Genomic DNA, 12918 nt, shown 5'->3' on the forward strand with positions numbered 1-12918 from the left:
ACCTCTGGAGACTACATGCCTACCCCCCGACTGCACAGCCGAGTCAAATCGCTGGCCAGGCTGACCGCACTAGCCATGCTGATGATGTCGGTCGGCCCCCAAGCCGCATTCGCGGCGGGCGGCGCAGACCACGATGCCTTTTTTTGGCTAGGGGAGATCAACAAGGCATCGACGGTCATCAATACCGACGAAGGATTGCTGGATCGCTCGCTGGCGCCGCGCGTGGCGGGCGGCATTGCCACGGTGCTGGCCAATGGCGACAAGCCCGGCGGCCAGCGACCGTCGACGGTAATTACTTTCGAGCCACTGATGATTCAGGCCGCAGGTCAGGAAGTCACGCTGATCCATGCCGGCCGCTCGAGCCAGGACATGCTCGCCACGGTGCGCGCGGCGATGTTGCGCGAGGAAGTCTTGTCGCTGGCCGACCAGCTCAACAAGACCTCCGCCACCATCGTCAAGCTGGCGCGGCAGCACGCCGAAACCATCGTGCCGAACTACACGAACGGCGTTGCCGCACAGCCCAACAGTTATGGCCACTACCTGCTCGGCATCAATGCGGGTCTGGAACGCGATGCCCAGCGCCTGCGGGAAGCCTATCAGCGTATCGATCGCTCGCCGATGGGAACGACGGTGCTGAACGGCACGGGCTGGCCGCTGAACCGCACGCGAATGGCGAGCTACCTCGGTTTTTCCGCGCTGGTGGATAACGCCTATGATGCGTCGCAGATCAGCGCCGTGGACCTGCCGGTGGAAGTGGGCTCGATCGTGACCAGCATCGCCCTGCACACAGGGAGCTTCATCGAGGACGTGATGACGCAGTATGCGCAGCCGCGCCCCTGGATCCTGCTGCAGGAGGGCGGTGGCAATACCTATGTGTCCAGCGCGATGCCGCAGAAACGCAATCCAGGGCTGCTCAATTCCACGCGCGAGAAGGCCTCCACAGCGATTACGCTGGCCATGGGGCCGGTGATCCGCGCGCACAACCTGCCGCCGGGCATGTCCGATGCCAAGGATGCCGTTACCAATGGCCAGATGGTGCAGAGCGCAATCACGACATTGAAGGGGCTGGACCGCATCATGACGTCCCTGGTGATCGATCGGCAGCGCGCGCTGGATGAACTGGACAGCGACTGGACGGCGTCGCAGGAACTGGCCGACGAATTGATGCGCAAGTACAAGCTGCCGTTCCGCGTCGGCCATCACTTTGCGTCGAACCTGGTGGACTATGCGAAGGCGCACGACATCAAGCCAAGTGCCTTCCCCTATGCCGAGGCGAAGCGCATCTATGGCGAAGCTGTGCGCGACTACGGTGGTGGGGCGTTTCCGATGAGCGAGGCGGAGTTTCGCGCGGCGCTCGATCCGGTGGCCATCGTCAAACATCGCGTGACGGTGGGCGGACCGCAGCCAGCAGAGATGGATCGCATGCTGAAGGCGTCCGAGGGACAACTGGCACAACAGGATGCGTGGATCCGCGAGCGGCGGTCGGCGATCGCTGGTTCGCTGGGCCGACTCGACCGGGATTTCGAGAAGTTGCTGAAGTAGGCGCCAATGCCCACTGCGGTTCTGTCTCGATAGCGGCGCGAGGTGAAGCCAGCCAGTGATCGACTGAGACACCACGCTCGGCCATCATTGGCTCAAGATGACGTAAGTTGGGTTTTTTATGGTGAGGAAGCAAGGATGTACGGACTGATTGGAAAGATGAAGGTCATTTCTGGACAACGCGAGGCACTAGTCTCGATCCTCCTTGAGGGCGTTAGCGGAATGCCTGGCTGCTTGAGCTACATCGTTGCGCATGATCCGGATGATGCTGATGCGATCTGGATCACGGAGGTCTGGGACAGCCAAGATAGCCATCGGGCCTCCCTGTCTTTGCCGTCAGTGCAACAAGCCATCGCGCGCGGCAAACCACTCATCGCGGGTTTCGGCGAACGGTTCGAGACAACGCCGATTGGCGGCCAGGGATTAGCAGCTCGCTAGAGGCAACCGCTTCGGAACGAATCGTGCGGCGGCATTGCGCAACGGCCCGCATCGGGCAGTACAAGCTACCCAACCTCAGCCCGACCCAGGAGAGGTCTCGCGCGCTCCCACCAGTGCGGGACTCGATCAGTTCCGAGCAGTGCCGCTTTTAGTCTGGACGTACCAACCGAAGCGCGATTCACCAAAGCGCGATTCACCAGATCTTCCGCTGTCAGACAATTTCACCCTTTACTCCTTGCCGGTTCGCCGGCGAGTACTGTATATTTATACAGTACTCGCCGCGCCCCGGAAAAGCTGGCTCCTGCAGCCAAGCCCGTGCGGCGCCTGCGCTTTCTCCTCTCCACATCGAAAGGCAATCATGTTCGTGGACCGCACCGAAATCATCAACGCCGCCAAGGCACTTCGCGCCAGCCAGGAAGAATCCAGGTACAGCAAGCTCGTCGCACTCGCGAACAAGCAACTGAAGGCAATGCAAACGGCAATCCAGAAGGGCAAGGAAGAATTCGAGACCACACTGGTACTCGACATCAACGAAGACAACCCGCAAGCAGCGCTGGAACCGCGCGCGCAACGGCTAGCCGACGACCTCAGAGCGCAGGGCTACACCGCAACGGTGACCACGTTTGCCGAGGTCAGCACCGACCGCAAGAACTGGACGCCGAATATCACGGTCGCCATCGGTCTGGGCGACCTGGTTTCCGAGGTCGACAGCGAGATAGCGGCAAGCACGGTGACCGATAAGACCGAGGTCGCGCTGGCTGACGAAGCTGTCAGTGAAATGGCCTGACAGTTGCTGGGCAATCCAAGAGAAGGCACGGCATCACGGGGCGTTTTGCGCACGGTCGCGTGCGTGACGGCTGTTCCTACAAGGGGAGTCTGCACGGAATCTACCAGTGACGCCCAATGTAGGAAACCGTGGCGTATCAGGACGTAATGCCTGCGCTTTGATCGAACAAGGACTGTCACCACGCATGGCGGATCTCAGTGCGTGGAACATGCTCGTGCCGTGAGCCTGTGAGCAGTTATCCCCACTGGCTTCGTCGAGGTCGGCGATCGGCCATTCTCGAATTCGTGTGTGCCCGGTTCTGTATGACTGCTGTGGCATAGGCAGCAGTCATCAGCGAAGGCTTTTGTTCGAAAACGCTCGTCGACCCGCCGACCACTGGGCTCCTCTCGACCGAGCTCGAACCCTGAATGCTCGTGGACCCGTTCACTGCCAGTTGGGCTTCCGTATCCGGATGGCGACTTGCCGGATGTCGCCCGTGAACTTGAACGGCGGTTTGTAGTCGGGAGTCACTGGTTGGCCCGTATCCTCGCCAATGCCAAACAAACGTGTCGATGCTGAAGCGGCCACCCACCGTGGCATCCATTTGCGCTTCGCCCACCGTCTGGTTTCCCGGAATCTTGCGAATAGCCTTTCGACTCCAGGCCAGGCGCGATGCTCGCCGCCCTATTCTGACGGCCGCTTCTATCCCGCCTGCTCGCGGGAGTGCATTTGGCCTCGCGTCTTTACTTAGGGGTTCCGAGGGGGTGTCCCGGTTCGTTAAATCTATGTCCCCATATGACAAATGAACTGGCCGATCTTCGCAAATAATGGCTGGGTTGGGGCCAGTCGGTATCGGTCTCGATTAAACCCGGCAGCGCTACCCCGAGCCTGTGGCAGTTCTTGATCTACAGGAGCACCAAGCCGGCACTTCCCGTACTTCATATTTGCGGGAAGTGGTAGCGCCAAAAGCCAAGCTCCACAATCTCTCTTCCCGGACCTGCCATGAACTTTCTTGACGGACACCTGTTCCCCGAAAACCAGCAACCGCTGATCATCACCGCTGCGCCTTATGCGCCCTCGTGGGTTCCGTCGGACTTTCCCGAGGAGATCCCGGTCACCATGGAGGAGCAAATCCAGAAAGCGGTGGATTGCTACAACGCCGGCGCCACCGTGCTGCACCTGCATGTGCGCGAACTCGACGGTAAGGGCTCCAAGCGTCTGTCCAAGTTCAATGAGCTTATCGCCGGCGTCCGCGCCCGCGTGCCGGAGATGATTATCCAGGTCGGCGGATCCATCAGTTTCGCTCCTGAAACCGAAGGCGCGGCAGCGAAGTGGCTCTCGGACGACACGCGCCACATGCTGGCCGAACTCGACCCCAAGCCCGACCAAGTGACGGTCACGGTCAATACGTCGCAGATGAACGTTCTCGAGCAGTTCGACCACCGCGATATCGTGGGCAGCTCGATGGAAGATCCCGCGGTCTTCAATGCGTACAAAGAGATGACCGTGCCGGCGCAGCCGGGCTGGGTGGAGGAGCACGTCCGCCGCCTGACCGCGGCGGGGATCCAGAGCGCCTTCCAGTGCTACAACGTCAACAGCTTCGAGTCCGTGGAACGGCTGATGCGCCGCGGGATCTACAAAGGCCCGCTGGTCATGAACTGGGTGGCAATTGGCGGCGGCATGGACTCGCCGACCGTCTACAGCCTTGCCAACTTCATGCGCGGTGTGCCGGATGGCGCAGTCGTGACGGTGGAAAGCTCGGTACTCAACGTGCTGCCAGTCAACACCATCGGTATTGCGATGGGCCTGCATGTTCGCTGTGGCACGGAAGACAATCTCTGGAACCAGACGCGGACGAAGAAGATTGGCACCGCAGCACAGATCGAGCAACTGGTGCGCATCTCTCGCGAGCTGAGCCGCCCGATCGCTACCGCCAAGGAAGCGCGCGAAATGTGCAAGATCGGCGTGTTCTATGACACGGTAGAAGAATCGCTGGAGGCCAACGGGTTCGCACCCAATCGAAACGGTGGACGCCAAGGCTTCCTGCAGAAGGCTGCCTGATCAGGCTTCCGCTCTTGGGGGCCTTAGCGCCCCTTCGAACGTCGATGTCTGCGCCGCCCTCTCAATTTGAGAGGGCGTTTTTCTTGGTTCAGCGGCAATTTCTGCGGAGGGTTGATGGCGTGCGGCTGAGTCCTGCCAGGAGCGGGAATTCGATGGTCCGCGTTCCAATGGCGGTGTTGCCCCCAGTTTCAGCCACTAGTTGAAGGACCGGCACAAGGCAGGACTGCCCAACCCGAGCATTGTGGCTGGAGCCTATCCGATTGACGTCGCTCCTCCGTTGACTGCCACTTTCCAACACGCGATATCGCGAGGCAGCTAGCTGATAACGCCTAGGCATCGGAGCGGCGAGGCTGCTTCGCTCGGGAGCGGCTGATAGTCTTTTCTGTTGCACGCGCCGAAGGTTTCTGGTCGCCGAAACCCGATGCCGAGGTCGGAACAATGCCCAGCATTTTGAGAACGAGGTCCTCGTAGACGCGAATCAGGCGCGTCTGGCTAAGGCGGCCGCTGCCGCTATACCAGGTACAAACTCCAGTCAGCATGGACAACATGGCAAATGTCGTCACACGCACATCTGCCAAAGTCCAAACGCCGCTCGCTTGTCCTGCCACCAGGATTTCCTGCAAATGGTGCTCGTACCGCTTCCGAAGGCTGGCTACCCGCTCGTATTGCATTGCGGAGAGACTGCGCAGTTCCATGTTTCCAATGAAGACTTCCTCTTTCCGTGCCGTGTGCCATTCAATGTGAAACTTCACAAAACGGCGCAAGCGCTCCATCGGGTCATCGACGTCGGCCATTCGCGCATGGAGGTCTGTCAGCAGCTCCTGCAGAATATCCTCCAGCAAATCCGCAAGAAACTCCTGCTTTTGGGGCACATAGTTGTAGAGGGATCCAACGCGCAGATTGACATCCGCAGCCAGATCACGCAGGTTCATCGCCTCGAAGCCGCACTGGTAAATGCGGGCAATTGCGGCCTTGCGAATCGAGCGCATCGTCTCGGCGCCACTGACGCCAGCGGGTCTTGCCATGCTTGACTAGTCCTTTGTCGTCATACCCCGCCGGGGCATGACGGGTCCTTGGTTTGCGGAAATTTTCCCACTATTTTGCATACTTGCGGAACTCGGGCCGGCGCTTTTCCTTGAGTGCCATAACGCCCTCCCGCGATTCCTCTGTGTCGTAGTAGAGCTTGAGCGCGTACATGCCCATGCCGGCAATTCCAGCCTGGTGCGCGGTATCCATGTTGAAGCTGCGCTTGGCGATCGCCAAAGCGGTCGGACTGCGCTCGCACAGTTCCTCACCCCATTGCTGGACGGTGGCATCGAGTTCTTCGTGTGGCACACAGAGGTTGGCCAGCCCCATGGCTACGGCTTCCTGGCCGCTGTAGCGGCGACACATGTACCAGATCTCGCGTGCCTTCTTTTCCCCGACCACACGTGCCAGAAACGCTGTGCCATAACCGGGGTCGACTGAACCCATTTTGGGACCCACCTGGCCAAAGACGGCCGTCTCCGAGCAGATCGTGAGATCGCAGATGGTGGCCAGCACATTGCCGCCACCAATGGCAAAACCCTGGACCCTGGCGATCACCGGCTTGGGCACGTCGCGGATGGCCGCGTGGAGTTCCTCCATGGGCAATCCGATCGTGCCGCGGCCGTCATAGTTGCCGTCATGGGTGGATTGGTCGCCGCCAGTGCAGAAAGCGCGATCACCAGCTCCCGCCAGCACGATGGCCCCCACGCTCTTGTCGTATCCGGCTTTGTACAACGCCTTGATCAGTTCATCGCAAGTGGTGCCACGGAAGGCGTTCATCTTGTCCGCGCGATTGATGGTGATCCATGCCACGCCGTTACGGACCGCGTAGAGAATATCTTGGTACATTCGTTGCACTCCATAAGTTGAGGAAGTCTTCTCCAGCCCTCTGCTCACCGACGCGTGGTTCGCTCCAATCATTCAGCAAATAAACGTACAAACGTCCGTAAGTATTTGTATGATACACGGCAGGAGGCAGCCGTTGGTGCTGCTCTCGATTCCCTGCTCCAGTTTTCATGAACACACTTTGATCAAAGTGGATGCCGTGAACGGGGCCAAACTGCCAACATGAAGGAGACTGTAGATGTTCGATGCTGTATCCAATGCCAATAGCGCAGGCGCGGAAGGTTTGCTTGTCAATAACCCACGCCCCGGCGTGGCCCTGGTCACGATCAACCGCCCCGAGCGGATGAACGCCATCGATCCGCAACTGAACGCGGCACTGGAACGGGTGCTACAGGGTCTCGGGGCAAACGCGGACATCCAGTGCATCGTCATTACTGGGGCTGGTGATCGCGCGTTCTGTGCCGGCGCACATATTCCGACTATGCTGCCTCACCTTGCCGAGACGCTAAGCGAGGGGACGGACGATCCGCAATTTGCCGGCGTCACGCACAGGGCCCCGTCTGGCAAGCCCCTGATCGCCGCCATCAACGGTGTCGCATTGGGCGGTGGCCTGGAGCTTGCGCTTGCATGCGATATCAGGATCGCATCCGTCACTGCTCGCTTCGGATTGCCAGAAATCTCGGTTGGGATCTTGGCCGGCGCGGGTGGCTGTACGCGTCTACCCCGATCGATATCGCCTGCGCTGGCGGCGGAGATGATTCTTACCGGAACCCCGATTGACGCGGACCGTGCGTTCAAATGTGGACTGATCAGCCAGGTTCTGCCCGCCTGCGAGCTGCTGAACGCCGCACTCGATCTGGCAGCGACGATTGCGTCGCGGGCACCACGCGCGGTCCGCGCCTGCACGGAATTGCTTCGTCGCCAATCACGGCGCGATCTGGCTCCCGCGCTGGCAGAGGAACGGGAAGTCTTCGCCAGCGTGATGGCCACGCAAGACGCCAGGGAGGGAATCGAGGCATTCACTCAGAAGCGGGCACCGCGTTTCCAGGATGCCTAGGAATGGCGGCGCGGCGTGGATAAGCGCCGCCGTGGTTGATGCAAAAGGAAATGGCCGCCCCACAAGAATCATTGGCGGCCACGAGCAGGCATTACAGTGAGGCTGGCCTAGGCGGTTGCCATGAGCCAGCCTGAAGAGCCGTCAGAACTTATGGCGGATGCCAAGCGCCACGCCAATCATGTTGCTCTGGCCGTTGGCCAGCACATAGCTGTTGCCCAGTGCCAAGCTGTTGGCGAACGTTGTCGCCAGCGACTCCATCATCAGACCAGCGTTCTTGGCGTAAGCGGTGGACAGGTAAAGGTCAGTTCGCTTGGAAAAGGCGTAATTCGCAATGAACGCAATCTGCCAGGGATTTGCAACGTGCGTATCGCCGAAGAGGCTCTTGACGTTGTCGTAGTCGTACTCAAGCGTCAGCGCGATGGCCGGGGTCACTTGATAGTTGGCGCCAATCCAGAAGAAATCGTCACGCTGGGTCACCACATCCGCTGCATCCTTGTTCTGCCCCCAGCGGTAGCCCCCCATGATCTTCGCAACGCTGCCAAAGCTATAGCTGGCGCCAACCGCGGCCTTTTTCATAGTGCCGCTGCCTGTGCCAATGGTCGGGTTCCACTGGTCATAGCCAGCGGTCAATCCAATGGCCCCTTGCAAATAGGTTAGCGCAGCACCATAAGCACTATCGCGACGGAACTGGCCGGGCACTTCGCCATTGCCGCCGATTGGCACCGCCACGCCAACCGTCTGGGGCAATGCCACCCCTGCACCAAACGACCAGTGCGCCAGCGCAGTCACCGGGCCGAACTGGCCGGTGTACTTGATGGTGTTATCCGCGCGATAGTTCGGGCCGTTCAGCAGCACAGTCGGCGCGTACTGCGTGGCATACGCGGCGGGGGAAAAGTTGGCCAGGGCATCGAACATGGAGACGTACTGCCGGCCCAGGCTGAGTTGACCGACGCCATCCTTCTGCACGCCCACGAATGCCTGGCGACCGAACAATCGGCCGCTCTGCTGAAGCGTGCCCGAGTCAAGATTGAATCCGTTCTCCAGAACGAAAAGGGCTTTCATGCCGCTCCCCAGGTCTTCCGTGCCGCGAATGCCCCAGCGCGATCCCGATATCCCGCCCGAGTCCATACGAAACACGTTGTTGGACGGGCCGGGGTTGAACTGATTGGCGGCAGTCGGAATCGCACCGACGTGATTGGCGTACTCCAGGTTGATGTCAGCCACACCATAGAGCGTGACACCCGACTGTGCAAAGGCACTGCTCGCACAGCCAAGCAATGCGGAAATGGCGATGCCCCCAAGCTTCATGCGCTGCTTCATACGGTAGTCTCCTCTCTCTTCTCTCGTTGTAGTACGGGTATCCCCGTGGAATCGAACGTCACCCCCGCGACGCATTCAGCCGTTTGCTTCGCGCATCAGCTCTCGTCCAATCAGGACGCGCCTGATCTCGGAGGTACCCGCTCCGATCTCGTAGAGCTTTGCATCTCGCAGTAGCCGCCCCGCGTCGTAGTCATTGACGTACCCGTTCCCCCCGAGGCACTGAATGGCGTCCAATGCGGACTGCGTCGCAGACTCGGCGGCGAGCAAGATCACGCTCGCGGATTCCTTTCGCAGACTTTCACCTCGATCGGCCCTGCCTGCCATGGCGTGCAGGTATGACCTGGAGGCATTCAGCCGCGTGTACATGTCAGCAAGCTTGGCCTGAATCAACTGGAACTCCCCGATCGCCTGCCCGAACTGGCGCCGCTGGGACACATAGGGCAACACCATGTCGAGCGCGGCCTGCATGAAGCCAACGCATGCGGACGAAGCGACCAGGCGCTCGTAGTCCAGTCCCCGCATCAGCACGCGCACTCCGTGGTTGACGGTACCGAGAACCTGCTCGACGGGAACAGGGGTATCCTCGAACACCAGTTCGCAGGTTCCCGATCCGCGCATCCCAAGCTTGTCCATACGTTGGCGCACTTCAAAGCCGGGGCTGTCGCGCCTGACAATGAATGCAGTGATGCCGGCTTTCCCAGCCCCCGGCTCCGTCTTTGCATAGACGACGTAGGTATCGGCATGCCACCCATTGGTGGTCCAGAGCTTGGTGCCGTTCAGGCGATAGACGTCTCCGTCCAACCGTGCGCGACAGGTCATCGACACGACATCCGAGCCAGCACCGGCTTCGCTCATCGCGAGCGCGCCAACCGCCTCACCACTGAGGAGGTCTGGCAGGAAGCGTCGCTTCTGCTCGTCCGTTCCATGAAGGTGAATCTGATTGACGCAAAGGTTGGAGTGGGCAATGTAGGAAATCCCCACCGAACCGGAAACCCTGGAGATTTCCTCGGAGATCACGGCATGCGCGAGATAGCCCAGGCCGGCGCCGCCATACTCTTCCGACACGGTCGGCCCCAGCACGCCCAGTTCGCCCAACTTGGGCCACAACGCCCGCGCGAACCAATCCTCCTGATCGATCCTGCGCGCCAGCGGCGCGATCTCTGCTTGAGCGAAGCGGCGAACCGTTTCCCTCAGGCTGCTCAGCAGTTCTTCTGAATCATGCTCATCCATCATCTTCCTGACCCTTCTCATCACCATTGCCCGATGCCGGGCAGTGCGTTTCCAAAAGTGGCCACTCAGGCCGCCGCGCTGTCCCGAAGCAATGCCTTCAGATCCTGCTTCAGGGTCTTGCCAAGGTAGTTCTTGGGTACCTCGCTGACTGGCATGAAGATGACCTGCTTGGGCACCTGGTACCCGGCCAGCCGCTGGCGGCCGTGGTCCGCAATGTCTTGTTCGGTCGCGCTGCTCCCCGCCTTCAGACTCACCACGGCTACCACCCGCTCGCCCCACCTGGCGTCGGGCAAACCGATCACCGCGACCTCGGACACGGCCGGATGCCCTGCCAGTGCCGCTTCAACTTCCTGGCTGAACACGTTCAACCCGCCAGTCTTGATCATGTCCTTCGCGCGATCGTGGAATGTCAGGCAGCCGTGTTCATCCTCCATCACGAGATCGCCGGTATGCAGCCAGCCGTCGCGCAGAACCTTGCCGGTAGCCTCCGGCTTGCGAAAGTACCCCCTCATGACGGAAGGACCGCGCACCACCAGCTCACCCACTTCACCCAGCGCAGCTTTTTCACCCTTGTCGTTCAGTACCTTGGCCTCGAAATGCCGGACCACGCGCCCTAACGAGCGCGGATTGAGCGCGTACTCATCCGGGCCCTGGCATGTAACGATCGGGCCGGCCTCGGTCAAGCCGTACTGGTAGTAGATTCGCAACCCTGGACACAATGCAGTCATCTCCTCGCGGTCGCTATGCGACAGAATTCCTGCACCGGAGAACCACTTTGTAAAGCTGCTCCAGTCGTCGCCTGGGCGCGCTGCATCCAGGATCTGCCGGATCATGGTTGGTGGCGTAAAGCTATTCGTCGCCTTGAAGCGCACCATCATGTCGATCCAACGCCTCGGATCAAAGTCCCCCATCAGGATTGCCGTGGCTCCCAGATACAGATGGGGCAGCAGCCACGTGTTGAGCGCGGCCGAGTGATGCAAGGCGGTAGCGATCACTACACGGTCGGCCGGCGTCAGCTCGCCCGCGGAGATCTCGTTGAGCACGTTCCACAGCAGGTTCTCGTGTGTCAGCTCGACACCTTTGGAGCTGCCAGTTGTTCCGCCCGTGTACAGAATCACGCCAATATCGGCGCCATCGACGGGCCTTGTTTTTGCCTCCCGGGTGCCGGGTGGAACCTGAAGCACCGCCTCGAGCTGCATGCAAACGGCATCCGGAACCTGAATGTGTTCGCGGCGCGCTGCATCGTGAAAGACGAACGCCGCGCCGGCGCTGCGCATCTGGTCCGAGATGCATTGCGGAGTCTCCCGATAGTTCAAACCTACCGGTACACCGCCGGCACGCGAGATCGCCAGATACGCTACGGCCCACTCCAAGGTAGGCGACCCCAACAAGCCCACAGCATCGCCGCTGCGCACGCCCGCTTCGGCAAGAAGCGAGGCTCGTTGCCCTACCAGCTCATTGAGTCGCGCGTAGCTGAGTGACACGCGCTCGTCCTGCAAAGCCACCTTGTCCGCCTGACGGCTGGCGTGCAGCGCTACCCATTGATCACTTGTGAAATTTGTAGACATACGGGTCTCCATTTTTTTGCTTTTTTCTTTCTTTCAGCGGGGTCCGACGGGCGTCCGGCTCAATCGATGGCGCTATTGGCGCAGCAGCGCATCCGTCGCGCGCCAGACTATTGCCGTCGATATGCGGCGAGCGAACCGCTATGCATCAGACGCCCTTCCAGGCGCCTGCCAATGAGTTGTTCAGCGAACTTGGCGGCATCAATGAGGTGCTCGAGGTCAACACCTGTTTCGATACCCATCTCGTGACACATGAAGACCAGGTCCTCGGTGCAGATGTTGCCGGCGGCGCCGCCCGCAGCGTGCCCGCTGAAGGGGCATCCACCCAATCCCGCAACGGAGGCATCGAACAAGTCAACCCCGCACTGCAGGGCTGCCAACGCATTCGCCATGCCTGCCCCTCGCGTGTCATGCAGGTGCATCCCTACCCGGACGTGCGGGAAGATCCTACGTACGAGCTCAACGCGCCGCTGCACGGACAAGGGATTGGCCCACCCAACCGTATCGGCAAGATAGAGGCGTTCGAGACGCGCCTCACCCTCAGTCTCCACAGCCCTCATGAGATCCAGCGTCTGCGCCAATTGCTGCTCGCTGATCTCGCCGGCGAAATGACAGCCAAACGCGGTCATGACGTAGGCCGTATCGACTTTGATTCCGCAGGCGTGGTACCGCCGAATCCAGTCAATTTGTTTCCTGTTGTGTTCTTCGGCCGATGCCCCGTTGTTCATTTGGCTGAAAGCATCCGACGTATAGAAATACAGTGCCCCGTCAATGTCGACCTGAGGTACCGAACGCGCACGCTCGAAGCCCTTCTCGTTCAACCAGAGGGCGGTAAAGCGGACGCCCTCGACCTTTCGTATCCGCGCGAAGAGCTCTGCGGCATCCGCCATCTGGGGCACCCGGACGGGGTTGACGAAGGAAGCGACCTGGATTTGGGCCAGTCCGGCCCCGGCCAACGCCTCGACCAGCCCGGCCCTATCCTCCAGAGAAAAACCTGGGGGCTCGATCTGGAAGCCTTCGCGCGGCCCCTCTTCGTGTATTTCCACTTGCTTTGGTAGATCAGTCATGGC

The 12918-nt window shown here is 60.5% G+C and carries 11 protein-coding genes; 5 read left to right on the forward strand and 6 right to left on the reverse strand.

Translation table 11 applies throughout. The features are described 5' to 3' along the window. Nucleotides 1-15 precede the first annotated feature (15 nt). The 4 genes from B2246_RS15690 to B2246_RS15705 all read left to right on the forward strand — a co-directional run bounded on the left by B2246_RS15690 (nucleotide 16) and on the right by B2246_RS15705 (nucleotide 4804). Nucleotides 16-1542 carry an argininosuccinate lyase gene (locus tag B2246_RS15690; RefSeq protein ID WP_081596878.1) on the forward strand — a complete coding sequence of 509 codons (1527 nt, stop codon included), beginning with the start codon at nucleotides 16-18 and terminating at the stop codon, nucleotides 1540-1542. Between the two features lie 135 nt (nucleotides 1543-1677). Beyond that, nucleotides 1678-1977 carry a putative quinol monooxygenase gene (locus B2246_RS15695; RefSeq protein WP_008652039.1) on the forward strand — a complete coding sequence of 100 codons (300 nt, stop codon included), beginning with the start codon at nucleotides 1678-1680 and terminating at the stop codon, nucleotides 1975-1977. Between the two features lie 358 nt (nucleotides 1978-2335). Then, nucleotides 2336-2764, forward strand: coding sequence for a hypothetical protein (locus B2246_RS15700; RefSeq protein ID WP_286881930.1), 429 nt, complete (start codon nucleotides 2336-2338; stop codon nucleotides 2762-2764). A gap of 981 nt (nucleotides 2765-3745) precedes the next feature. Further along, nucleotides 3746-4804, forward strand: coding sequence for a 3-keto-5-aminohexanoate cleavage protein (locus B2246_RS15705; protein WP_008652041.1), 1059 nt, complete (start codon nucleotides 3746-3748; stop codon nucleotides 4802-4804). 329 nt (nucleotides 4805-5133) lie between these two features. Here the strand turns inward: B2246_RS15705 and B2246_RS15710 are convergent, their stop codons facing one another. Continuing rightward, the gene (locus tag B2246_RS15710; protein ID WP_286881929.1) at nucleotides 5134-5829 is read right to left on the reverse strand and encodes a TetR/AcrR family transcriptional regulator C-terminal domain-containing protein; all 696 of its coding nucleotides are present in this window, start codon (nucleotides 5827-5829) and stop codon (nucleotides 5134-5136) included. A gap of 70 nt (nucleotides 5830-5899) precedes the next feature. Further along, nucleotides 5900-6679 carry a 2-ketocyclohexanecarboxyl-CoA hydrolase gene (gene badI, locus B2246_RS15715; protein WP_286881928.1) on the reverse strand — a complete coding sequence of 260 codons (780 nt, stop codon included), beginning with the start codon at nucleotides 6677-6679 and terminating at the stop codon, nucleotides 5900-5902. A gap of 235 nt (nucleotides 6680-6914) precedes the next feature. On the opposite strand from badI, the gene B2246_RS15720 reads away from it, so the two are divergent. Then, nucleotides 6915-7733 carry an enoyl-CoA hydratase/isomerase family protein gene (locus tag B2246_RS15720; protein ID WP_286881927.1) on the forward strand — a complete coding sequence of 273 codons (819 nt, stop codon included), beginning with the start codon at nucleotides 6915-6917 and terminating at the stop codon, nucleotides 7731-7733. Nucleotides 7734-7874: 141 nt separating this feature from the next. Here the strand turns inward: B2246_RS15720 and B2246_RS15725 are convergent, their stop codons facing one another. The 4 genes from B2246_RS15725 to B2246_RS15740 form a co-directional block, all read right to left on the reverse strand. After that, nucleotides 7875-9041, reverse strand: coding sequence for a porin (locus B2246_RS15725; protein WP_286882032.1), 1167 nt, complete (start codon nucleotides 9039-9041; stop codon nucleotides 7875-7877). 87 nt (nucleotides 9042-9128) lie between these two features. Further along, nucleotides 9129-10286 carry an acyl-CoA dehydrogenase family protein gene (locus tag B2246_RS15730; protein ID WP_214608533.1) on the reverse strand — a complete coding sequence of 386 codons (1158 nt, stop codon included), beginning with the start codon at nucleotides 10284-10286 and terminating at the stop codon, nucleotides 9129-9131. A 62-nt stretch (nucleotides 10287-10348) separates the two neighbouring features. Continuing rightward, nucleotides 10349-11851, reverse strand: a complete 1503-nt coding sequence (locus tag B2246_RS15735) for a class I adenylate-forming enzyme family protein (RefSeq protein WP_286881925.1) — start codon at nucleotides 11849-11851, stop codon at nucleotides 10349-10351. A 107-nt stretch (nucleotides 11852-11958) separates the two neighbouring features. After that, nucleotides 11959-12915, reverse strand: coding sequence for a hydroxymethylglutaryl-CoA lyase (locus tag B2246_RS15740; protein WP_286881924.1), 957 nt, complete (start codon nucleotides 12913-12915; stop codon nucleotides 11959-11961). Between the last annotated feature and the right edge of the window lie 3 nt (nucleotides 12916-12918).

The organism is Cupriavidus sp. UBA2010, assembly GCF_002335265.1.
Classification (GTDB): domain Bacteria; phylum Pseudomonadota; class Gammaproteobacteria; order Burkholderiales; family Burkholderiaceae; genus Cupriavidus; species Cupriavidus metallidurans.